This window comes from Metabacillus sp. B2-18 (assembly GCF_021117275.1).
In the GTDB taxonomy this organism is placed as follows: domain Bacteria; phylum Bacillota; class Bacilli; order Bacillales; family Bacillaceae; genus Metabacillus.
Genome location: NZ_CP088245.1, coordinates 1,528,008 through 1,552,216, shown reverse-complemented (window position 1 = coordinate 1,552,216; position 24,209 = coordinate 1,528,008). Strand labels below are relative to the sequence as shown.

General features: G+C 34.7%; 19 protein-coding genes and 1 riboswitch. Of the genes, 11 read left to right on the top strand and 8 right to left on the bottom strand.

Translation table 11 applies throughout. From position 1 onward, the window contains the following. Positions 1-190 precede the first annotated feature (190 nt). Together LPC09_RS07805 and LPC09_RS07800 are read left to right on the top strand one after the other, a co-directional pair. On the top strand, positions 191-874 hold the full coding sequence (locus LPC09_RS07805; protein ID WP_098797754.1) for a DUF1836 domain-containing protein: 684 nt from the start codon (positions 191-193) through the stop codon (positions 872-874). Positions 875-1,053: 179 nt separating this feature from the next. Then, positions 1,054-1,254: an alpha/beta-type small acid-soluble spore protein gene (locus tag LPC09_RS07800; protein WP_231309373.1), complete on the top strand. Its 201-nt coding sequence runs from the start codon at positions 1,054-1,056 to the stop codon at positions 1,252-1,254. Between the two features lie 33 nt (positions 1,255-1,287). Here LPC09_RS07800 and LPC09_RS07795 read toward each other — a convergent pair whose 3' ends face one another. From LPC09_RS07795 to LPC09_RS07785, 3 genes are all read right to left on the bottom strand, one after another. Next, entirely contained in the window at positions 1,288-2,430 is a 1,143-nt protein-coding gene (locus tag LPC09_RS07795; protein ID WP_098797752.1) for an anti-sigma-I factor RsgI family protein, read from the bottom strand. After that, complete coding sequence (sigI, locus tag LPC09_RS07790; RefSeq protein WP_098797751.1) at positions 2,427-3,173, bottom strand: RNA polymerase sigma factor SigI; 747 nt, start codon at positions 3,171-3,173, stop codon at positions 2,427-2,429. Before sigI ends, LPC09_RS07795 begins: the two co-directional genes overlap by 4 nt. A 578-nt stretch (positions 3,174-3,751) precedes the next feature. Beyond that, positions 3,752-4,381: a DedA family protein gene (locus LPC09_RS07785; protein ID WP_331275807.1), complete on the bottom strand. Its 630-nt coding sequence runs from the start codon at positions 4,379-4,381 to the stop codon at positions 3,752-3,754. A gap of 93 nt (positions 4,382-4,474) precedes the next feature. Between LPC09_RS07785 and LPC09_RS07780 the strand changes: the two genes are divergently transcribed. Together LPC09_RS07780 and ku are read left to right on the top strand one after the other, a co-directional pair. Further along, a complete protein-coding gene (locus LPC09_RS07780; protein ID WP_098797750.1) occupies positions 4,475-5,254 on the top strand; it encodes an undecaprenyl-diphosphate phosphatase in 780 nt (259 codons plus the stop codon). A 117-nt stretch (positions 5,255-5,371) separates the two neighbouring features. Further along, positions 5,372-6,277 carry a non-homologous end joining protein Ku gene (ku, locus tag LPC09_RS07775; RefSeq protein WP_098797749.1) on the top strand — a complete coding sequence of 302 codons (906 nt, stop codon included), beginning with the start codon at positions 5,372-5,374 and terminating at the stop codon, positions 6,275-6,277. Positions 6,278-6,443: 166 nt separating this feature from the next. On the opposite strand, the gene pulA is transcribed toward ku, so the two are convergent. Together pulA and LPC09_RS07765 are read right to left on the bottom strand one after the other, a co-directional pair. Beyond that, positions 6,444-12,080, bottom strand: a complete 5,637-nt coding sequence (gene pulA, locus LPC09_RS07770) for a type I pullulanase (RefSeq protein ID WP_231309372.1) — start codon at positions 12,078-12,080, stop codon at positions 6,444-6,446. A gap of 195 nt (positions 12,081-12,275) precedes the next feature. Beyond that, positions 12,276-12,794 carry a D-glycero-alpha-D-manno-heptose-1,7-bisphosphate 7-phosphatase gene (locus LPC09_RS07765; RefSeq protein WP_231309371.1) on the bottom strand — a complete coding sequence of 173 codons (519 nt, stop codon included), beginning with the start codon at positions 12,792-12,794 and terminating at the stop codon, positions 12,276-12,278. Positions 12,795-12,882: 88 nt separating this feature from the next. On the opposite strand from LPC09_RS07765, the gene LPC09_RS07760 reads away from it, so the two are divergent. After that, complete coding sequence (locus LPC09_RS07760) at positions 12,883-14,709, top strand: DNA ligase D (protein WP_231309370.1); 1,827 nt, start codon at positions 12,883-12,885, stop codon at positions 14,707-14,709. A gap of 43 nt (positions 14,710-14,752) precedes the next feature. Here the strand turns inward: LPC09_RS07760 and LPC09_RS07755 are convergent, their stop codons facing one another. Next, positions 14,753-18,019 (bottom strand): efflux RND transporter permease subunit, encoded by a 3,267-nt coding sequence (locus tag LPC09_RS07755; protein ID WP_231309369.1) that lies wholly within the window; start codon positions 18,017-18,019, stop codon positions 14,753-14,755. A 164-nt stretch (positions 18,020-18,183) separates the two neighbouring features. Here LPC09_RS07755 and LPC09_RS07750 point away from each other — a divergent pair, with 164 nt between their 5' ends. Continuing rightward, on the top strand, positions 18,184-19,623 hold the full coding sequence (locus LPC09_RS07750) for a DDE-type integrase/transposase/recombinase (protein ID WP_098795475.1): 1,440 nt from the start codon (positions 18,184-18,186) through the stop codon (positions 19,621-19,623). Between the two features lie 502 nt (positions 19,624-20,125). Here LPC09_RS07750 and LPC09_RS07745 read toward each other — a convergent pair. Then, on the bottom strand, positions 20,126-20,584 hold the full coding sequence (locus LPC09_RS07745; protein ID WP_231309368.1) for a MarR family winged helix-turn-helix transcriptional regulator: 459 nt from the start codon (positions 20,582-20,584) through the stop codon (positions 20,126-20,128). A 136-nt stretch (positions 20,585-20,720) separates the two neighbouring features. Between LPC09_RS07745 and LPC09_RS07740 the strand changes: the two genes are divergently transcribed. After that, positions 20,721-21,473 carry a nucleotidyltransferase domain-containing protein gene (locus LPC09_RS07740; protein ID WP_231309367.1) on the top strand — a complete coding sequence of 251 codons (753 nt, stop codon included), beginning with the start codon at positions 20,721-20,723 and terminating at the stop codon, positions 21,471-21,473. A gap of 54 nt (positions 21,474-21,527) precedes the next feature. Here the strand turns inward: LPC09_RS07740 and LPC09_RS07735 are convergent, their stop codons facing one another. Next, positions 21,528-21,713, bottom strand: coding sequence for a Fur-regulated basic protein FbpA (locus LPC09_RS07735; protein WP_231309366.1), 186 nt, complete (start codon positions 21,711-21,713; stop codon positions 21,528-21,530). Positions 21,714-21,886: 173 nt separating this feature from the next. On the opposite strand from LPC09_RS07735, the gene LPC09_RS07730 reads away from it, so the two are divergent. From LPC09_RS07730 to LPC09_RS07715, 4 genes are all read left to right on the top strand, one after another. Further along, complete coding sequence (locus tag LPC09_RS07730; protein ID WP_231309365.1) at positions 21,887-22,159, top strand: hypothetical protein; 273 nt, start codon at positions 21,887-21,889, stop codon at positions 22,157-22,159. 247 nt (positions 22,160-22,406) lie between these two features. After that, positions 22,407-22,745: a MerR family transcriptional regulator gene (locus tag LPC09_RS07725; protein WP_231309364.1), complete on the top strand. Its 339-nt coding sequence runs from the start codon at positions 22,407-22,409 to the stop codon at positions 22,743-22,745. Between the two features lie 251 nt (positions 22,746-22,996). Next, positions 22,997-23,167, top strand: a complete 171-nt coding sequence (locus LPC09_RS07720) for an aspartyl-phosphate phosphatase Spo0E family protein (RefSeq protein WP_231309363.1) — start codon at positions 22,997-22,999, stop codon at positions 23,165-23,167. A 93-nt stretch (positions 23,168-23,260) separates the two neighbouring features. Continuing rightward, positions 23,261-23,911, top strand: coding sequence for an MOSC domain-containing protein (locus LPC09_RS07715; protein ID WP_442920019.1), 651 nt, complete (start codon positions 23,261-23,263; stop codon positions 23,909-23,911). A gap of 91 nt (positions 23,912-24,002) precedes the next feature. After that, a riboswitch (TPP riboswitch) is annotated at positions 24,003-24,118 on the top strand. Positions 24,119-24,209 lie beyond the last annotated feature (91 nt).

Below are 24,209 nucleotides of genomic sequence, written 5' to 3'. Positions count from 1 at the left end.
TTCAAGTTCACATGAACTTATACTATAATAAAATTATAGAAACTTTTATGTGTAAAAGCAAGATACTTATTTACACTTTACAAATTGTTCACTAATTTGTTACATATTTAACATCGAGGTATGTCCACAGGTTTTTAAAATGAAATCACATTATACTTTCCGATGAGACCACTAAAAAAGAGGTGTCAAGATGACTATACAATTAACACGTAAAGAAATGACAGCATTATTATATTCACTTAAAGGCGAGTCCAAACAGCCTCCTTTACTTATTATAGAAAAAGCATCAAACTTTACTTCTCCAATTGATATACATATTCCCGCCTTTTTAATAAAAGCTAGTAAACGGCGAAATTTACAGGAGTTTGGCTTATCTACAAATGAAATTGTGTCACTAGCAAATTTATGTGAATTAACATCTTTAAAATCAACATCCATTCAAAACTGGATTAAAAGAGATGTAAAAGAGTTAATCGGGCCTCCTGAACTTGGTAAAAAATATTCAATTGACCAAGCAGCTATGCTATTGATTGTAAAAGATTTAAAATATGTATTTGACTTCGAAAAAATTCGAAAGGTCCTTACAGAAGTTTTTAACACTCTTTCAGATCGAAGCGATGATTTAATCAGCCCGATTATGTTTTATGAAATGTATGGAACAATTCTTGAGAAACTGGAAAAACTCCCACTTAGAGGTCAAACACTGGAACAACAAATAGTAGAAGAAGTAAACGCAATACCAAAGAAATTTAGTGAACTTACTGAAAGTCAGTGGAAAACGATCGAACGAATTCTTGTAACAACTGTTTTAGCAGTAACAGCTTCTCATTTACAAACAAGAGCACAAGTATATTTGAATGAAAGACACAATTAATCGTGAAGCTCATGTATATTAATTCATTAGGAGTAAGAAATAATTTACCTATAAAAAAGTCATCAAGTTAGTCTAAACTTTTCCAGTATAGAAACTAACAATGAAAGATACCTTATGAGTAAGGCTGAAAAATCGAATACTTTATCAGCTTAGAACAATCATCTAAAGGAGTGTTCCAAATGGCTAGAAGCAGCAATAAGTTACTTGTACCAGGGATTGAGCAAGCTCTGGATCAAATTAAATATGAAATTGCAAATGAATTTGGTGTAAACCTAGGTTCAGATACAGTTTCCCGTGCAAACGGATCTGTTGGTGGCGAAATTACTAAGCGTTTAGTTGCACAAGCACAATCACAACTAAACGGACATAGAACTGAATAATATGGCAAAGAGGCTGGTCCATTAGGATCAGCCTTAATCATCATCGCGGTTGTTGTTTCTTTTTCTTTCTTCACGATCATCTCGATCTTTATCTTTATCTCTATTCGAGTTCCATCTTTTATGCCGATCATCATCATTATGATCTCTATCTTTTCTGTCTTTTCGATTATCACGATCATCGTCAACGTTATCTTGATTATGTCGATTGTTGTTTTTCTGTTTTTGTTTGTCACGATTATTGTTACTTACTTGATTGCCTTTATTTTGCTTTTGTTCGTTTTTCTGCCCTTTTAACTCATTTTTCACTTCATTTAACTTTTCTTTTGCTTTTGAATTTAGTTCATTTTTTGTTTGTTGATTTTCTTCAACTGTTGTTGAAGTTTCCTGTTTTACTGGATCAGTAGTTGTTGTATCTTCTTTTTCTTGGGTTGAAGGAGTATTGTTTTGTTCCACTGGTGTTGTCTCTTTCTCCTTAACTGGTTTTACCTCTTTTTCAGTTAATTCAATATATTTACCAGTCGAAACCCCTTGTTTTTGAGCTTTTTCTCTAGTTTCTTGATCAGCTTCAATTGTTTTAACAATCATCTGGTCTTCTTCATACGAAGATTGGATTTTACTAATATCCTCTTGAAGCTTATTTTGCGCCTTTTTATCTTCTTCATTAACCACTGTCGTTATAACAATTTCCTTACCAGGATAAACGTACCCTTCTAATTTACATTCACCAACGATCCGATCAACAATCTCATCAAAAGGTTTATTCTCCCAGTCCGAAACCTTTTTCATTAGCTTGTTAGCCTCGTCATTTAGTGGTTCTAAAGAAATCACATTTAGTTGATCATCAACACCCACTTCAAAACTAGGGTTTATATCAATAGACATATAGGCATATACCTGATCATTTTGAAAAAATGGAAGAAAACTGATCATAAAAAATATGATAGCAATTGCTGATATAGCCCCTGCCTTAGCCATACGAGTACTAAAATAGCTGAGGATGTGATTTCTTTTTCTCTTTCTGATAACTTCTTCACGTTTATCCACTACAGGAAAAAAAGATATTTCTTCACCTAATTCATAGACACCTTCATTATTCTTAGCTTTTAAAAATTGCCCATCCGGGGTGAGCAACGTAACAAAGTCATCACTATATTCTACGACGACTCCCTTTTTCATGAATCTAGCACCCCTTTAATATAATCTTTTAAATAGACGAAATTCCCTGAAAGGATGATGGCCATTGCAATGATGTATTTTCTGTTTCTCTCAATTGTCTTACGGCTTACTGCTACTTTTGCTTCTAGTTGCTTAACCGGAAGTTGTTTTTTAGTAAAAAGGTGATGTCGTAGGTCATCATCCTTGACGACTTCCTTTGCAACCATGATGGCATTTTGACGTGCATCAAAATGCTTTGGTGATTGATCTAATATTTCAGCAAAGGTTAGATTAAAATCGTTTAAACAGTGTTGAAAAAATATAATCTCTTCTTTTCGATGCTCTTGTTCAATTGCCTTCGTGTACTCATCAATTGATAAATCTGATTCAATTTTACTTTGAGAATACTCTCCTTCTTCGTGCTCTTGCAGATCTAAGTTAACCGTGTAAGGATTACGAGCTTCCTTCCGAATGTAATCAATCACTTTTCTCTTTATAACTAATTCTGCAAATGCTAACAGAGAGCTTCCTTTATCTGTAGAATACTTTTCAATAGCATCATTAAACGCAATTAAACCTATACTAAATTCATCATCATTTTCACTAATATATCTTTTACAAACAGATGATACTGTTTTAGCAACAAATGGCTTATATTGTTCAATTAATTCATTTTGTAATTGAAGGTCTCCTTTTTGAATTAGGAGAACCGTTTCTTCTAATGTTCGCTTTTTCTTACCTAGTCTAAACAAAAGGCTAAGCATGGCGGTTCACCTCTGTTTCCCCTATATTACTTTGTCTATAATAGCTAAATTATAGAGGGACCGCAAAGGAAGATATATGAAACTATCTTTCTGAATTTCTACAAAAGAAAGTCAATTGTTACAAAACAAATTACTTTAGACCTATTGATATTAAATCAGACTATAAATGCATTTTAGCAGATCATATGAACTTTTTTTCAGAGAAATCGCCGATTTCCAATAAATTACACATGTATTTCATTTGATGCAATGCGGTTTCACCAAATCCTCCTTAGTGTTTTTTCGTTTCAATACATAGTTTCGAATTCTTTTTTTAACTTAAGGGTGTAGAAATTAAATTTTATAGTTTTTTTTCATTTTAAGGATTTAAGACCTATAATTTGTTACACATTTGACATATTGAATAATTATTTTCAAGGTTTTCGTGACACTCATTTATTAATTAACTTCTATTATTTACCCTTGTTTACAAATGAGACAACAAAAAAGACCCTTGCCAATGTAGGCAAAGGTCTTCCTGAGCATATTTAAATTCCGATCATGGCAACAATGCCGTTGAATTTTATAGTCAATCTATTCTAATGTTTTTTTGAAGCTGTTTTATGTTGTTCACTATAAGTTTTCTTTTTTTTACGAGTAATTAATTTATAAGCAACGAATATAACGAGAACTGCTATACCGGCAGGAAGGATATATTGGTTTGCAAGCTCACCTACGTTCTTCCAATTTTCGCCTAGCTTTAATCCGAGATAAACATAAATAAAAGTAATCGGCAGCATTGCAGCAAACGTATAGATAGAGAAAACCCAAACATTCATTTTTGCCATACCACATGGAATGGAGATCAACGTTCTTACTCCAGGTAAGAATCTTGCTGTAAAAGCAACCATTGCACCATTCCTCTCAAAAAATTCATCTGCTTTAGTAAGCTTTTCTTCATTAATGAAAAAGTATTTTCCAAACTTAAGGATAAATGGTCGTCCACCATATCTTCCAACAGCATAAAGAGTCAATGGCCCGAACGTTCCACCTACTGTCCCTGCAAGAACAGTCCCCCATAATGTCATATCACCTTCATAAACCCAATAACCAGCAAGAGGTAGTACTAACTCAGCTGGTACAAATTCAATCGTTAATGCCAGCATAATTCCAAAATAAGAAAGTTCTTTAAACTGTTCAAGTATAGAAAGAATTAATTCTTCCACTATATCACCTATTTTCCAATAAGTTGTTCTACAAGCTTATATATTACACATATTCATGTATACAGACAAGCATTGTTTTAATGGGGGGTATGAAAAATGGATTGGCTTCAAGCAATCATATTAGGAATTATCCAAGGTTTAACTGAATTTATTCCGATTAGTAGCACGGGGCATTTATATTTAGGCCGCAATTTCTTTGGACTGGAAGAAGCGGGCTTATTTTTAGACACCATGCTCCATCTTGGTACACTTATCGCTTTAGTTGTTTTTTATAAAGATATTTTACTAAAACTAATTAAAAATCCTTTTAGCCGTATTACTGCTCTTCTAGTTATTGGAACAATCCCTGCCGTTATTGCTGGTGTCTTGTTTAGTGACTATTTTGATAGCATTTCTAAATCAGGCGTTACAATTGGATGGGAATTTCTAGTAACAGGTGCTTTCTTATGGTTTGCTGATTCCATTAAAAATGGAGCAAAAAAAGTAGAAGACATTTCTCTTTTTGATTCTTTTTTTATTGGTAGCTTTCAAGCATTTGCGATTTTCCCAGCCATATCTCGGTCTGGAATGACCATAGTTGGAGCTCTAATGCGAAAAATGGACAAAGAAGCAGCTGCTTACTTTTCCTTCCTACTGTCTATTCCGGCCATTTGTGGAGGAGTTATTTACCAATTAAAGGATATGGTATCTGGAAATGTCCCACAAATAAGTTTAACATCCATGTTTATCGCAACGCTTGCTTCTGCTATCTTTGGCTATATTGCTGTAAAGTTTATGATTTCATTCGTAAAGAACAAGTCATTAAAATTATTTGCTGTGTATGTTTGGATTCTCGGTGTAGTTATTATTGCACTTCAACAAATGGGGACATTTTAACTTTGAGCAGGACTGTTTCTGCTCTTTTTTAATTGGTAGCTATTTCTACTTATGAAAACACTGTATAAAACTGAAGCTAAATACTAAATAAACATTTGATGAAGGCAGGGATCGTAGATGCACACAATGTGGAAAGGTTCAATTAGCTTCGGACTCGTTAATATTCCTATAAAGCTTTATGCAGCTACTGAAGACAAGGATATAAAACTTAGAACTCTTCATAAAAAATGTCACTCCCCAATTCAATATGAAAAAACATGTCCGAATTGTGATGAAGAAGTTACTCCAGATGAAATTGTAAAGGGATATGAATATGTTAAGGGAAAATATGTTGTTCTAACTGAGGAAGAATTAAAAGAATTGAAAGATGAGCATGAAGACAAAACAGTTGAAATTATTGACTTTGTTAGTATCGATGATATAGATCCTATTTATTTTAATCGTTCATACTTTATTGGCCCTGGAGAAAACGGTGGAAAAGCATACGGTCTTCTTCGTGAAGCATTAACAAAGTCCGGAAAAATTGGGATTGCTGAGATTACAATTCGTTCAAAACAGCAACTAGCAATGGTTCGAGTTTATGAAAATTGCATTGTTATGGAAACTGTTCACTATCCTGATGAAGTAAGAAATGTAAAAGAAGTACCGAGTGTTCCCGAGCAAGTTGAAGTTGGTGAAAAAGAGCTTGAAACTGCCATCATGCTAATTGATCAACTAACAACAACATTTGAACCTGAAAAATACAAAGATGATTACCGTTTAGCGCTTCAAGAACTAATTGAACGTAAGGTAAATCAAAATGAAGGAAAAACTCCTGCAGCAGAAGCAGCTCCTAGACAAAATGTAGTCGACTTAATGAGCGCCCTTCAGGCTAGTATTGAAAAAACGAAAAAACCACAACCAAAAGCAAAACCCGCAAAACAAGCAAAAGCTGCAGGAGACGATCTTGCTGTATCTACTGCAACAACAACCAATGCAGCTACAGCTGGAAAGAAAACAAAAACAGTACGTAAAAAAGCTTAAATATTCTAAAAAAAGGGTCTTTATAAGATTCCATTAGTCACTAAATTCAGCTAGAAAGATCCTCCCCAGTGCAGGAACTTTATCTTCACAGCTTCTTGTTCTTAATCGAAAAAAGTCTGATGAAAATCTCATCAGACTTCTTTAGTATCAATCAACATTTTGCCATTTATTTATTTTTCTTATGATCTTTTTGTTTTTTATTTGATTTACCTGGAGTAAATTCTGCCAAAATGGCTGTTCCACCTTGATCTTTTGAAGGTAGTTCTATCGTTATTTCTTGATTTTTACTAACTTTGTATTTTTTACCACTGTAAAGATCTGTTAACTTTGTTTTTGGAGCAAAGTCCACTTTAAAAGTTGCTTTTTTCTTTTCTGATGTTGTATTAAGGCCAACTAACAGTCGATCATCATCATATTCTCTTGAGAAAACAATGTATTTATCAGAGTCTCCACCAGCAACTTTTTCTCTTGTACCCTTTGAAAAGACCTTTGAAAAATCTTTACGAATAGTAAGAAGTTTAGAGTAATGATCATGTAGAGCCATTGCTTCAGGATCTTTATTTTCATAAAGTTCCCATGGCATATCACCTCTATTTTGACCAAATGCCACTACATTTCCATCCGTATCTTTTTCCCAATCCGATTTCCCAGATCGTCCTAGTTCTTCACCATAGTAAATAACAGGTTGACCTTTCGATGTAATTTGTAGAGCAGATGCAACCTTCAGCTTCCCAACATCCCCATTCACGTATTCCGTTAAGAAACCATTCTGGTCATGACTGCTTAGAAATTGCCCTAATGTTGCTGTGTTTGAAAGTTGTTTATTTCTGTCTTGTAAATATGTTTCAACACTATCAATGGAACCATCTACAAAAGATTTTGCTTTTTCTTTAAAATCAAAATCTAATAGTGAATCCATTTGACCAGTTCCTAAGTATCCCCCGTCATTATTGATACTTGCTCCCCAATATTCTCCAATCATTTTAAATTCAGGATCAATAGAAGTTAAATCATTTTTCAATGCTTGCCATGTTGCATCTTCTACATGTTTAACTGTATCAATGCGGAAGAAGTCAATTGTATCTCCACGTCTCGTTTTCGCTTTTTCAAGCCAAGCTGTTTGCCAGTCTATGATTTGTTGGCGCACTGCAGCATCTTCTGTTTTAAAATCTGGTAAATGATCTAGTTCACCACGTACTGTAGGATCTTCATCGACTGTTCGAAGCATACCGCTAAATTCAGCTAATTCTTCTTCAGTTGGAAGATGATCAGAATCTGCTTTCCAAGTTTCCCATACTTCCCCATCCATTCCATATCCTGCATGGTTTACAACCACATCTAGCATAATTTTTATTCCACGATCATGTGCTTTTTCGATAAGTTTTTGGAAAGTTTTCATATCACCTAAATGCTCATCTAACGTTGTAAAATCCTTTGCCCAGTATCCGTGGTAACCATACTGTTTTGCTTTAAGCCCTTCTGTCGTGTTGAAATCTAATCCTTTATTGAAGTCAATATTATCAACAATTGGTGATATCCAGATTGTATTAATACCAAGGTCTTCAATATAGTCTAGCTTATCAATGATCCCTTGGAAGTCACCACCATGATATGCTTCTGAGTGTGTTGGATCATATTCTACTCCGCCGTTATTAGATGGATCACCATCTTTAAAACGGTCTGTTAGCATAAAATAAATTCGTGCCTCATCCCAATCAAAGTCTAGTTTATCTCCTACAACTTGTTCTGGCTTGATCGTTACGATCACTGTTTTTTTGTGAGTGTTTCCGAACTCATCAACTACACTGATGACAATTTCCTTTTCTCCAGCTGTCACCGACTCGTTAGCACCTATTGAAACAGCACCTATTGTTGGATCAATTTCAACCTTGTTCTTTCCACCCAATGCTGACAAATCAGCCGTAATTTCTTTTATGCTAACTTGATCCTCAGATGTTACATTTACTTTTAAAACAGTGTTTTCATCATATGTGATTTCAGAAGGAGAAACCTTCGTTTCAATGTTTAAGTCTGGACGAGTATAAGTAATGATTGATTTGCCATTTTTCGTGTTCTTTGGATCGGTTACTTCTTTGGTTTCACCGTCTGTTGTCACTAAAAAGGAATATTCATATGAACCTTCCTCTAAATCCTCTAATTTATAAATAAAATACTCATTTTGTTCACTATAATCCATTTGATATTCTTGTCCATTAACTTTTACCCTCACATCATCAATCGTATGCATTTCATCATTTTGGAAAAGTTCTTCATCTCTATAATAGAACGTAGCATCTCCATCTTGTAAATCAGGACCTTTCACAGTTGGTACAACTGTTTGACCTGCAACACCTGTCACAACGGTTACCTTTGTTATCATATCATCACGATTAATCGTCACGTTGTGGTCATCACTATCAGGTGAAACCTTAGCTGTGTTCCAATCTGTTCCTTTTCTTACTAAGAAGCCAATTGACTCGGTTTCAGGTGCAATTTCAACATTTGCTATAGCTGTATCACCTTCAATTGTTTCAAAGTCAATTTGGTCGTTTTTCACACCTGTATTCCAAACCCACAAGTTCCAAGCACCAAAATCACCAGTGAAATCACCGTCAGGTCTCACATACTTAATACGCACATAACGTTTAACATTTTCCTTAACCTTTATATCAAAAGTTGCTTGTGCAGCTCCTGAAGTAACTGTAATAACAACATTACCTGGTTTGATTCCTGTCACCTTTCCGCTATTGTCAACAGTTGCAATCGTTTTGTCAGAGGATGACCATGTTACTTTTGAATCTAATAAATCTTGATTAAATTGGTCCTTTACATGAGCTGATAGTTGTGTTGAATATGTTGCAAATACTGAGTCATTCCCGACAATTGAAATTGTATCCGGTAGAAGTGTTGCAACCGTTACTTCAATTTTCGCTTGAATCTCTCCTGCTTTTACGGTAATAATGGCAGTTCCTTCTGTTACACCAACAACTCGACCATTATTAACTTTTGCAACTGCTTCATTAGAAGAAGTCCACGTTAAGTCTTCACCTAACATTACACGTCCGTTTTGATCCTTCACATATGCACTAACACCTTTTGTTTCACCAGGATTAATAGCAAAAACATCAGGGTTTATTTCAATACTTGTCGGCACAGGTGTGTATTCTGCTTCTTTTTGATCATAAAGAACCATCATGGAAAGACCTTCAACAGTTACTTTGCCTGAATTAACCGTACGAATTGTTTCAGTACCAGCTGATGTATGGTCAACCACAATATTCCAATTTCCGTTTACAGGTAATACTACCTCTTTTGCCGTTTTATTTGCATTATAAATGACAACGATATTTTTCCATGTATCATTATTCGCGTGATCTTTTAGTTGATATGCCACAACATTTTCATTCTGTTTTAGTACTTGTAAATGTGATTGTACTTCTTCCTTCGAATCCATTTTAAAAGCAGCATGTTTTTTACGTAGTTCAATTAATCCTTTGTAGTAAGTAAAAACAGATTGATAGTCGTTCTTTAATTCCCAACGAATCTTATTGATACTGTCAGGGCTTTTATAGCTATTATGAACACCATATTTACTTCTAAGCATCTCTTCACCAGCATGAAGAAATGGAATGCCTTGTGAAGTTAATACAATTCCATTTGCTAATAGACTACGTTTTACCCATTCATTCGTTAAAGCATCTTCCTCTGTAATAACTGCATGAGGATCATATTGATCTGATTCATGATCCGTATCAGTACCAGCCACTCTCATTAATTTATCCCATAGGTTCAAGTTATCATGTGCAGTTACATATGTGATGCTCTCCTGTGGTTTGTTTGTAAACTGATCAATTGCTCCTTTTACACCTTCAACAATGTCTCCCTCTTTTCCAGAAGCACCTGTTGCAAAGCCAGTTCCAGCTGCATCACTATCACCTTTAATAGCTCCGCGAATATTATCATTAAAAACAGCATATCCTTGATCTTTTTGAGAGCCTTTAACGTGCTGCATAGAAGATGGAAGACTAGTTGAACCACCTGTCCATGGCTCTCCATAAATTAACACATTAGGATCTACTTTGTTTTGTAGTTCTTTCGTTAATTCCTGCATTGTTTTTTGATCGATGAGACCCATTAAATCAAATCGGAATCCATCAATTCCAAATTCAGTCGCCCAATATTGCACAGAATCCTTGATATACTTACGGACCATTGGTCGCTCAGAGGCCACTTCATTACCTGTACCAGATCCATTTGTAATATGTCCAGCATCATCTGTACGATAATAATAACCAGGCACAATAAGATTAAAGGGTGAGCTTCCTTCAAGCTGTGTTGATTCATTCATATAAGTGTGATTATAAACAACATCTGCTATAACACGTATTCCATTATCATGTAAAGATTGAACCATTCTCTTGTATTCTTTAATTCTACTAGTCGGGTCCATAGGATCACTAGAATACGAGCCTTCTGGTACATTAAAGTGAATTGGATCATAGCCCCAGTTAAACTTAACATCCGAAGAATTTGGGTCGTTGACCGTTAATTCATTCACTGATCCAAAGTCATACGTTGGCAATAAGTGAACATAGTTAACACCCAATTCTCTTAAAGAATCCACACCTGTTTTTACACCGTTAGCACCTGTTGTACCTGTCTCGGTAAAAGCTAAGTATTTCCCTTTATTCTCCATACCAGATTGCTCATCGATTGAGAAATCTCTTACATGAAGTTCATAGATAATGGCATCAGCTGGAGAAACTACTGCAGGTTTATCTGCAGGGTCAAATCCCGTTGGATCAGTACTGTCTAAGTCTACAATCGCAGCTCTTTGTCCATTAGCAGAAGTAGAGCGTGCGTATGGATCAACAGCATAATGAGAAGTTCCATCAGCGAAATCGAGTTTGTACATATAGTATTTATTTTTCAAGTCTTCATCAACTGTTAATGACCAAACACCATTGTCCGCTCTCGTCATGAGCTTTTCTGTACCGCCTGTATGGTCAGAAACAAAAGGACCTTCATAGGTACCTGCTTCTTCATAGATTGCTAGACTTACTTTTGTTGCAGTTGGTGCCCAAAGTTTAAAAGTTGTTTTACTAGAAGAATACGTATATCCTAAATCATTTCCGGCATAAAAAAAGCGGTCATCATTTAATATGTTACGCATTACTACCTTTGTACCCTCAGAACCACCTAATGATACTTTATACACTTTTCTTACATCTACACTTGATTCATCAGTAAGAATCAATTTGACTTTCTTATCATCCACTTTTGTTACAGTTGTTTCTATAACCTTATTTTCAGCAACATCTGTTAAAACAAATTCCTTCTCACCAAAATTCTTATTTGTTGTAACAAGAATCTCACTAAATGAGTCCATTAGAGCTGATTGAACGTTCACAGGCTCTGTTGATTCTATCGTAAAGGTAGAATTTCCTTCAGCTGTATTTGGATTAAGCGGATCGGTGCTGCTTTCATCCCATGTACGATTATTAATAAGAAACTTATACTCATATTTTCCTGGCTCCAGGTCTGAAATAGTAGCAGAAAAGACCCCATTTTCTAATTTCATTTCAACTGCAGTTGTTAAATCCCATCCATTGAAACTGCCGATGACAAATACCGATGATTCGTCTGTCTGATTGTAATGAAATGTTACACTGCCATCTTCTTCAATGACAGGACTAATTACCTCCGCGCTAGCGTTTGCATAAGGAAAAAGACCCGAAAACAGCTGTAAAAACATAACAAATACAACTAAATAAGTTAATGATCTTCTTTCTTTTACGTTCAAATTTCTTTACCTCCCCTAATTTTTGTCGTTAATTGCGGAAACGTTTGCACAAAAATTAAAAATAATAAAGATTTCAATATTCCCGAAATCTCTTTTGTTGCAAGCGTTTTCACGTTAATAGAATACCATGTAGTAAAAAAGGTTGCAATAATATTCTGAATAATAAAAAGCAACCGGAACACATCCGATCGCTTTTTAGTGAGCAATAATCCATTCTGCGGCTTCATACAAAGAGGGAAAATGTTTATCCGCTAACCCTTCTTCATCTCCAATTAAAATTGTCTTTGCTCCGGCTTGCTTCCCTGCCATAATATCAACATCACGATCACCAATCATGTAACTTTCTTTTAAAGAAACTTGATGCTTGTTCGCAAGTGTATGGAGCATCTCAGGTTCCGGCTTGCGACAAGCACAGCCGGCATGTGGTTTATGAGGGCAATAAATAATATCATCAATTTTCCCACCGTACTCATTAATATCTTTCTTCATTTTTTCATGTACCTTTTTTAACATCTCTTCCTTCATATACCCCAATCCAACTCCACCTTGGTTTGTTACAACAAAGACTAAAAAGTTTGCATCGTTTAACATTTTTATCCCTTCACCAACACCTTCAAGCAAATACATTTGCTCTGGTTTATTAACAAACTTTACCCGTTTGGTTAACACCTCATTAATTACACCATCTCGATCCAAAAATACAGCTTTGTTCAAAAATACCTCTCTCCTTTCATGTTTCATGCTAGATCTGTCCATATTAAGAATTAGATACTTACGATTATCAACTTTTAGGGGGAAAATCATGAAACCAATGCTTCCTACATTACACGCAGATATTCCAACTGGTTCAGATTGGATTTACGAAACGAAATATGATGGATTTCGCTCGATATTAACTATTACAAACACCTCCATTGAGTTAATGAGTAGAAATGAAAAATCACTAAATGACAACTTTCCAGAAATTATAAATGAAGTTAAAAAACTACATAAAGCTTTCGAGCCATTTTTACCAATTACATTGGATGGAGAACTCGTTTATCTTGAAACTCCCCATTTTTCAAACTTTGAATTGCTTCAAATTAGAGGCAGGTTAAAAAACAAGGAAAAAATACTTCATGAAGCAGAGAAACATCCTTGTCGATTTCTAGCCTTTGATTTACTTGAATTAAAAGGTAATTCATTACAATCAAATACTTTCAAAGAAAGAAAGTCTGAGTTGAAAAATCTTTTTAAGGCGTTAAAGCTCGGTACTACTGTTGATACTAAAACTTCTAATCTTTTACAGTATGTTCCCTGTACAACCGATTATTCAACCCTTTGGAAAGAGATGAAGTTAGAAGATGGAGAAGGCGTTATTGCGAAGCAGCAAAAAGGAAAATGGGAAGCAGGCGTTCGGACGAAGCAGTGGCTAAAAATTAAGAATTATAAAAGAGCCTGTTTTTTTATTACTGGTTATGATAAAGAAAATGGTTACTTTCATGTTGGGGTTTATTCAAAAAATAACATTATACAAGTAGGAGTGTTTTCTCATGGAATTTCCAGTCAAGAACGCGATGCACTTCTGCAAATTATCCGAGAAAACAAACATTCGGAAACAGCTAATTTTATTGAGATTAAACCAGCAATTGTGGTTGAATTACAGTTTTTATCCCTATATAAAGATCAGCTAAGAGAACCGTCTTTTTTTACATTTCGATTTGATTATCATGTGGAAGATTGTACATGGGACATGCTTTTACTTAAAACTGCACCTATTCATCAAGAAATTTCAATCACACATCCAGACAAACCTTTATGGGAAACGGTTGACTTAAAAAAGGAGACATTTTTAAGTTATTTATATCAAATTTCTCAATATATGCTGCCATTCTTACAAAATCGACTGTTAACTGTCATCCGTTTTCCACATGGAATGTTCGGTGAAGCCTTTTATCAAAAAAATTGCCCTGACTATGCACCTGACTTTATACAAACAAAAAAACATGAGGATATTGATTATATAGTTTGTAATAATTTATCAACATTAATTTGGTTGGGGAATCAATTAGCATTTGAATATCATATACCATTTCAAACAATCGATACTAGTAACCCAACTGAAATCGTATTTGATCTAGATCCTCCTTCTAAAGGATACTTTCACTTAGCTATTAAAGCTTCATTAGAAATGAAAAAGATTTTTGACAAATTTCAGTTAAAAACCTTTCCAAAATTATCAGGTAATAAAGGATTACAAATCCATATACCTATTTCCAAAAATTCTCTAACTTATGAAGAAACAAGAAAGTTCACAGGTTTTATTGCTGAATTTTTGGTAACAAGTTTTCCTGATGATTTTACTATTGAACGGATGAAGAAAAATCGTGGAAACCGGTTGTATGTGGATTATATTCAACACGCCGAGGGTAAAACAATTATTGCTCCATATTCTCTTCGAGGTAAAAAAGAAGGTGCATATATCGCTGCCCCTCTATATTGGGAGGAAATTACTCCACAACTTTCTGTTGAACAATTTACAATAGAACATGTATTAAACAGAGTGAAAAACTCAGGCTGTCCGTTTGAAAAATATGGAGAATCTCCACAAGATGATATGTTACGCTCATTAATCGATCAAATCGGTTGAGATACAAAAAAAAGACAAATGGGATCTACGCCCCATTTGTCCTCTATTTTTTATCTTTCACAATATCAATGATTTGTTCGAGCATATTCACCATATCTTCTTTTTCAAATTTAGAAGGGTTTGGTGGCGCGGGAAGTTGCTCTTTATTATCTTGTGAGCTTTCGATTTCTTCCTGTCTATCTTCATGAATTAGTTTATCTTCAAGTAAATAAGCTGGAATCAACTGACCGTCTGGAGTTACATATTTTTTATTCATTCTTCTAGTTTCCCTATCAAATAAACTATACACAATAGGAATAATAAACAATGTTAGGAAAGTACTTGAGATAAGTCCACCTATTACTGTTATTCCCATCGGTCTGTTAATTTCGGTTCCTTCACCTAGACCAAGAGCTAGTGGAACAAGTCCAAGAATGGTCGTAAGTGCCGTCATTAGAATAGGACGTATTCTTACTTTTACAGATTCCACAAGGGCATCATATGTTTTAAATCCTTCTGCTTTTTTCTGATTAATGTAATCAACAATGACAATTGCATTGTTAACCACAATACCAGCTAATACAATAAGACCAATAACAACTGTTAAACTAATTGGAGAGTTAGTTGCTACTAACGCAATTGCTACTCCAATCAACATTAATGGAACGGTAAACATAATAACAAATGGATATTTGAAAGATTCAAATTGTGCAGCCATGACAATGTAAATAAAGACGATTGCAAGAACAAATGCCAGGATCATATCATCCATTGAAGATTCTAGAAGTTCTCGATCACCGCCAAATTCAATTTCTGTTTCTTCCGGCAGATCAAGCTCTTCTATTTCTTCATCAACAACAGTAGAAATATCACCTAAATTTGTTGTATTCTCATACCGTAATGTATATTGTACAGCTAGTTGTTTATCGATTCTCTGAATAGAAACCGGGCCTTCTCCAACTTCAATAGTTGTCACATTACCTAGATTAACAAAGCTATTATCCGGCTTTTTAATAAGCAATTGTTTTAATGCATCAATATTCTCACGAACAGAATCTTCATACCGTACATTTACTGTATAAATCTCGTTGTTCTCTTGATTCGTCATTTGAATAGCGTCTGTTCCTCTTGTTACATCATTTACAACCATTCCAATTTGAGCAGGAGTTAATCCATTTTCAAGTGCTTTTTCGCGATTTACCTTAATCTGTATTTCTTCAACAGTCTCAGTTAGATCATTGCTTAACTCCGCTACCTCTTCAATATCGAGTAGCGCTTCATCTATTTTAGCAATAGATTCTTTTAAGCGAGTTTCATTTGTATCTTTAACATGAAAACTCAAAGTATTAGGTGTTGAACCTGTTGATGATTGGGTGTTAAAAGAAAGCTCAGCTGTATTATTTACCTGATTCGCTGCTTGCTCTAAAGACTTCTTTATATCATCAATAAAATCAAAAGTAGATACATCCCTATTTTGTAATTCTTTTAATTTCACATAGATTTCGGCTATATTGGTACTTCCAGATCCTCTAAAGGATTCTTCCTGTGTTGAGCCAATCAAGCTTACATATAAATCAACATCTTCTTCTTTTTCTAGCTCTTTTTCTATCGAATCAACAACTTCACTTGTTGCCGATAAAGCAGTACCGTTTTCGAGTTCAACATCAATAGTAAAAAACCCTTCATCAGTATTTGGAAGAAAGACTGCTCCTACCCTTGTGAATCCATATAAACTACCAGCAAAAACCATTAACGTTAAAACCAAAACTAGTGCACGATTTCGGAGTGCCCACCTTATTGTTCCATCTAATGAGTGCATAAATGATGACTCTCTACGAACCTTCTCTATGTTTTCACGCGGCTTTTTTAATAATTGACTGGCGAGCATTGGAACAATTGTTAACGCAACAAATAATGAAGCAAATAAGCTAAAGGCAATGGTTAACGCAAATTCTGTAAAAAGATCTCCAATGATTCCCGTTATAAAGACAACAGGTAAAAACACAGCAACCGTTGTTAGAGTAGATGCAATGATGGCAGGTCCCATCTCTTTTGCTCCTTGATAGGCTGCTTCTTTTGGGTTCTTTCCCATAGATAAGTGTCGATAGATATTTTCTATTACAACAATGGCATTATCAACAAGCATACCAATTCCTAGTGCTAAACCACCTAAGGTCATGATATTTAGGGTGAAATTTGAAAAGTACATTAACACAAAGGTCACAATAACGGAATATGGAATGGCTATCCCAATGATTAAAGGACTTTTTACACTTTTAAGGAAGATAAATAAAATCAGCATGGCTAGAAGTCCACCGATTAGTAGAGTATTGACCATGTTACCGATAGCCTGGTCAACATAATCTCCTTGGTCAAAAATAATGTCCGCTTCAATAGATTCATACTCTTCCTCTGATAGCATTTCATCTAGTTTTTCTTGAAAGGCATCTGAAACAGCAGCAGTATTGGCATCCGATTGTTGCAGTACACTTACTAATAAAGAAGCTTCTTGATTTGCACGGGTAATGGTATTTGATTTTTGTGGTGTAATAGCAACAGCTGCTACATCATTTATTGTTATATTATCTCCATTTGCTGGGTTCTTTTTTACTACAAGACCTTTTAATACATCAACAGAATCAATACTGCTAATGACCCTGGTTGTTAGCTGTTTGCCTTCTGTGACAACAGGATCGCCAGGTGTTGTTACTGAGTTAGCTCTAATAACATCTACAATTTCTGATTGACTAACTGCATATTCTTCTAACTTTTCTTGATTAATGACAACACTAACCTCATCTGTAGTTACACCTGAGAGGTTTACACTTGCTACACCTTCTGTTTTGGTTAATTCCTGTTCTAATTGTTGTGCAAGCTTTTGTAGCTGATCAGCGTTTTCACTTGATGTTAACGAAAGTTGAATAATCGGAAACTGTGATGGATCGAACTTTAAGAAACGTGGATCACCAGCATCATCAGGAAGTGGTGTATCCTCCATTTTCGTCCTAATTTCATCCTGAACATCATCAATATGTGTTGTCCAAGAAAACTGCATAATGACTAAACTTGCATTTTCCTGTGAGGTGGATGTAATTTTGTCCACTCCTTGTACTGTTGAAAGTGCCTCTTCTAATGGTTTTGATACCTTTTCAACAACCTCATTTGGACCAGCACCTTGATAATTGGTCACGACTACACCAATAGGAGGATTAATTTCAGGTATTAACTTCAGGGGAATATTAATAACAGAAACAGCACCAAGTATTAATACAAGGATCATTGTCACAATAGTGAACACAGGTCTTCTTATTGAAAAAGAACTTATTTTCATTCTTTACCCCTCTCTAATAAAAGCGTATTGTCAAAACTTCTATAAGAAATAGGTTATAAAATATCTCCATAGAGGGCTTTATAGGCAAAAAAATTGCCACCCCCTAAATTCTTTGGATAATTGAGGTTACCACACACCCAACAACCAAGAATGGAAGTGACAATTTGTACCCTCAAATTATAACCTATTTATTAACTTTTATAAACTATCAAGAACAACTCATTCGAACATTGCTTACTTTATTGATTGGTAAAAGCATGTTCGATAAACCTACTGAACAGCCCGTAAATAAACCTTATCGAAAACTTCAAGTGGATGACCTTCCGGTCATTGAAGTTCTAGAACAGCTTGATTATCGAGTTCTTCTTAGTGAATATCTAGAGAAGAACGGGAAAGCTCTCAAACCTGTTCAAAGGCGTAAGAATGCAAAAGTTTCCGTACCTAAAGCCATGAACTGTCCAAAGTGTGGTGCTCCATCGGATTATCTTTATGCCAACAATGGAGATAAAGGTCAGTATCAATGCAAGGTGTGTACAGAACTTTTCAGTGAAAAGAACCGTTACTCTAAGGAGGCCATCCTGAAGTGTCCTCATTGTTCCAAGACTCTCGAGAAAATAAAAGAAAGAAAAGATTTTCACGTGTTTAAGTGCAAGAACAATGACTGTTCTTATTATCAAAAGAAGCTCAATGGGATGACTTCAAAAGAAAAGAAAAGGTTCAAAAAGGACCCTCAAGCATTTAAATTGAGATACATTTTCCGTCAGTTTTATATCGATTTCCAGCCGTTATCTAAGGAATCACCAGAACTGCCGGCCGTGGACTTATCAAAGATTTATGCATCCCCACATACATTAGGATTGATCCTAACCTATCATGTAAACTATGGCCTTTCGGCCCGTAAAACAGCTGCGATTATGCAGGACGTACACGGAGTGATGATTTCACATCAGACTGTATTGAACTACGAAAATAGCGTAGCTTTATTACTTAAACCTTATGTGGATCACTATCCCTATGAACTTTCAGACCAATTCTGCGGTGATGAAACGTATATCAGAGTAAACGGTCGATGGCATTATTTATTTTTCTTTTTTGACGCCGTGAAAAAGATTATTCTTTCGTATCCGGTGTCGCCTAATCGAGACACAGCAACAGCCATTCGAGCAATTGATGAGGTCTTAATCAAGATGAAAGAGATTCCAGAAAATCTGACCTTTGTGGTAGACGGGAATCCAATCTATCTTTTAGCCCAACATTTCTTCGCTCAACATGAGATTTTATTCGATGTGAAGCAGGTCATTGGATTAACCAATGAGGACCCTGTTTCAACCGAATATAGACCAATGAAACAAATAATTGAGAGACTTAACCGCACCTTTAAGGGCAATTATCGCTCCACTCATGGATTCGGCTCTGAACATGGTTCCATTTCATACGTCACCTTATTTACGGCCTACTTTAACTTTTTGCGTCCGCATGCCGCCTTAGAAGGAAAAGTGCCCGTAGTGAATCCAGAACTCAAGGGGCTTCCAACAATGCCAGCACGTTGGACAAAGCTCATTGGATTAGCACAACAATGGATAGTAGAACAAAGACAAGCCTAACTTTTTGTTTAGCTGAGCCCTTAAGCTAATTCAGCAATCGGCGGAGCGAACTCTTGACAAACCGAACTTGCCAATGGTTTAAAATGGAAACAACCAAGGGCTTATTTGGTATGCCTTCTTTTGTTCCCTTCGCCCTTGTTAAACAATCCACAAACCATTGGCGTGTTTGTCAAGAGAGATTGCGGCGCATCTCCATCCAGTAAATAGGAGAGAAGCTAACCCTTTAGGTAGTTTTCATAAATCTTTTGACACTACCAATAAAAGTAAGATTAATTATGTAATATCCTAACTCAATATAAATTCTTACAATTGCTATTTCAAGTTTTAACATGTTTTGAATCATGCATTCTTTTTGTAACATTTAATTATTAAGATACGTTACTACTCGTACCATGGCAAATAAAGAGCTTAGTGATTTACTGATTTTCTTATAAGAAATAAAAAGGAGTGACTTATATGAGTCACTCCTAGAAAACGTTTACAAAAATTATTAACATTATGTCTATCTAAATAGCAAATGTTGACTATGAACTCCAGCCTTTTTTAATAACGCTTTCAATTGTTCTTGTTCTTCATCCGAAAGACCTGAAAATGCACGCGCAATCCGTATAGCATGTATAGGATAAATTTCTTCTAAATACTTTTGTCCTTTGTCAGTTAGCTTAGCGTAAATTGAACGCTTATCCTTAGGATCCTGTTCCCGATAGATAAACTCGTTTTTTACAAGTTTATCAATAACATACGTAACATTTCCACTAACAAGTAACAACCTTGAACCAATTTGCTGTAATTTTTGCGGCCCCTTTGTAAACAATAATTCCAAAACAGCAAATTCTGTTGGATTAAATCCGTGCTCTTTACTATCCCGGATAGAATGCTCGGAAATACTTTTAAAAGCTCTTGCAAATACACGAAATAAATCTAATGCATTTTGTAATTCTTCTTCAGTAAATGATCTCATTCCATCGCCCTCTTGTTCAAAATTAACAATAGATAACTATTCAATTTTTAGATACTTTTTTATTTTACTATTAATCATTGAATATTTGAAGGTGTTAACGGAGAAAAAGAAGAAAAGATATATCTTGAGGTGACTTATGAATAAAAAAATACTAGAAACACTAGGGAAAATAGAAAAAGACCAAAACATTACAATTCTATATGCCTGCGAATCTGGAAGCAGAGCATGGAACATGAACACATCTTTTAGTGATTTTGATGTTCGCTTTATTTATAAACGAGAAATGAACTGGTACTTGCAGCTTACCGAAGGAAAAAACACCTTAGACTTTTCTACAAAAGATAACGAGGAATATGTTGGATGGGATATAAAAAAAGCTCTACAACTACTTTTGAAATCTAATCCTACATTACTAGAGTGGATACATTCTCCAATAATCTATCTTACTCACCCTTTTTTTATAAAAGAAATAAGAAAACTTTCTAAACTTTCTTTTTCGCCAGTTTCCGTTCTTCATCATTATTTAAGTATGGCTAAAAGAAATCATCATTCTTTATTTGAAACGAATAAATCAAAAACAAAACTATATTTAAATGTAATAAAACCAATTGCGTGCTGTATTTGGATTGTTAATCATCGTGAGTTTCCACAAATAGGAGAGAAATGGATCTTTGAGGAATGTTCAAATGATAATCTTGTACTGACTGAAATTGACAGATTAATACGCTGCAAAAAAAATGATCAACATGATTTTCATTCAGAAATTCTTGATACCTATATCCATTCCTCAATAGAAAGTCTCGATCAAATTAAGAAAGAATTTCCAACACTTAAGACAATATTGCCCGACCCATTCAATGATTTTTTTATTAACTCCATTCAAGAATAAGTACTTATATGTATAGAGAGCTCTTTTTTTATTAAGTGGAGCTCTCGTTCCCTATCACCCTGCGGAGTTCCCTTTTACCTTTACGTTCGGAACATTATGATAGAAATAATTATATTCATTTTTAAGCTCGGTTAGCGTCATCTTATTCATAACCTGACTATTATAAACACCAATTGCAAGTAGTTTTTGAGAGTAATAATTTCTTTGTTCCTCAAGTGCAGTTTGTAACATTTTGCTCATAGCACTCATCTCCATATTTAATAATTTTACCTTTCTTACTTTACCTCAAAAATATTATGTGACGATTAATGTAATGTTAAGATTTTCTTTCGAGTTATTAAGATTGTATTAATTTGATTAAATTCTTTAAATTTTGTCGAGAATAGTTTCAACACTTTAAGGAGTTGAAACTTGTGAAAATAAAAGTTATAGCAAAGAAGGCAGATTATTTAAGAACAAAAGTATTCTACCTTAACCAAAATGAGCCGAAAGCTCAGCAACTATACATGGCAATCTTTAATAATGAGAAAATTGACATCCTAACAATTTACAATTCTGAAACAAATCAATATGAAGAGGTAACCTCTATATTTCCACTCACCTTTTTAAGCTCTCTTTCAAAGCAAATCCTCGTGCAACTCAATAACGGGTTTCCCCATGGTTCCAATAAAGAATTCATAGGGTAAAAATTCATCTTTCTAAGGAAACAAGAATCAACAATACTCGGTATATTCTAAAGCAAACATGTTAAAAATCCATTTTGTGGTCATCCCCATTTTATCCTCATCTAAAAGAAGATTCAGTTTCACTGTAAAGATTCCTAACACCCTTTTTGCATCTTCATATTTTTATGTTAGATTTTCTAACAAAACAAAAGCCATTCCTTACATAACAGGATATACTTGTAAAAAGAATGTTTTAAGGGGTGGAGCAATGAATCACCAAGACCGCTCATACAAGGATAAAAAGGTAATCTCAATTGGGACTGTCAGTGAGTTGACTGGATTAACTTTGAGACAAATTCGATATTATGAAGAAAGAAAACTAATTGCTCCATATCGGAATGAACGAGGAACTAGAAAATATTCGTTTTCTGATATTGAGACACTAATGGACATTGCAGATAAACGAGAGGACGGTGTACAAACTACTGAAATCTTAAAAGAAATGAGATTAAAAGAAAGGAAACGTGAAAGTGAAGCAGATGTTAGAAAAAAAATGCTACAAGGTCAGTTGAATGCACAATTTAGGTTTGGACGTGGTAGGAATTAATCATATATCGCTGCAGACAACACATAATAATATTGCTGCAGCGATTAATTCTAGCTTCCCTCAATAAAACATAACAGTTGATATTTCCCCTTATCTCCTCATTCCACTTTTGTTAACCCTACTTTTTTTAATATTTTCAAAAAATTATACATTAAAAGCATATTTCTCTATTTACAATTGACAAAAATATCCGATAATAGATTTAATAGGACTTTTTACCACCTATATATGTAAATTGCGAGGTGTTCAGTGTGAAATCGCTAGATGCAGTTATAGAAGAATACCGAAAAAGAATGTTTTCAATCGCCAAAGAAGATGGAATTAGTTCACATCGAACATTGGTTGCTAGTCAAAACTTAGATGAATTATTAAATATTGAAATGAACAAAAATAATCCTTCACCTCTTAATAAGAAAAAATAAAATAGCTTTCTTAAAAATACACCATTTAATAAGGTTTTGGTGTATTTTTTTCTATTATAGACACAATGATAAATACATGAGGAAGTGATACTATTGAATCAAAAAATTATTTGGCTTAGTAAAGGAAAACCAACAACACTTATACATAAAGGAAAAGAATTTCGTTCAGGGATATGTAAAAATCAAGTAGAAAAACTTGAGGTAAAATCAAGCCATATTTTAGACGATGATGTAGCAAACCACGATTACCATGGAGGGTCTGAACGTGTAATTTGTGTTTATCCCTACGAACATTATGATTTTTGGGAGAATCTTTACAAACAATCTTTACCAAAGGCGGCTTTTGGAGAAAATCTAACAGTTTCAGGTATGAAAGAAACAGATGTTTGCGTAGGCGATATTTATCAAATTGGTGAAGTTGTAGTTCAAGTTTCACAAGGAAGATTCCCATGTTCAACTATTAACAAATATACCAATATCAACACAATATTAAATAAGATCGTTGAACATGGTTTTACCGGTTATTTCTTTCGTGTTTTAGAGGTAGGGAGGATCTCTTCGGATTCAAGTATTAAACTGATAAAAAAACATCCTGCAGGCATTTCAGTAGCTGCCATTCACCATACATTTTTCCATCATAAAGAGAATCTATCCCAAATTGAAAAGATTTTATCTCTTAGGGAACTTTCTGAAGAATGGCAGGTCCGTATGGAGAAGCTCCATCGACAATTGATGAAAAGATAAGGGTAACTCAAATCCCTCCTATTTTTCAAAAAATTCTGTTGACTACATGAACAATTATGATATGATTATAACTGATTTTAATTAAATTACCATTTTCTACTAGGGGAGTCCATTAGCCTGGACTGAGAGAGGAACGCGTTTGAAGTTCTTTGACCCTTTGAACCTGATCTGGATGATACCAGCGTAGGGAAGTAGCGACAATTGTAAAGGGATATGCGCGCACCCTTTTACAATTTTTACCTACTACCATTGAACGGGTTCTGAATTTCAGAACCCGTTTTTTATTTGCCTTCCGCTG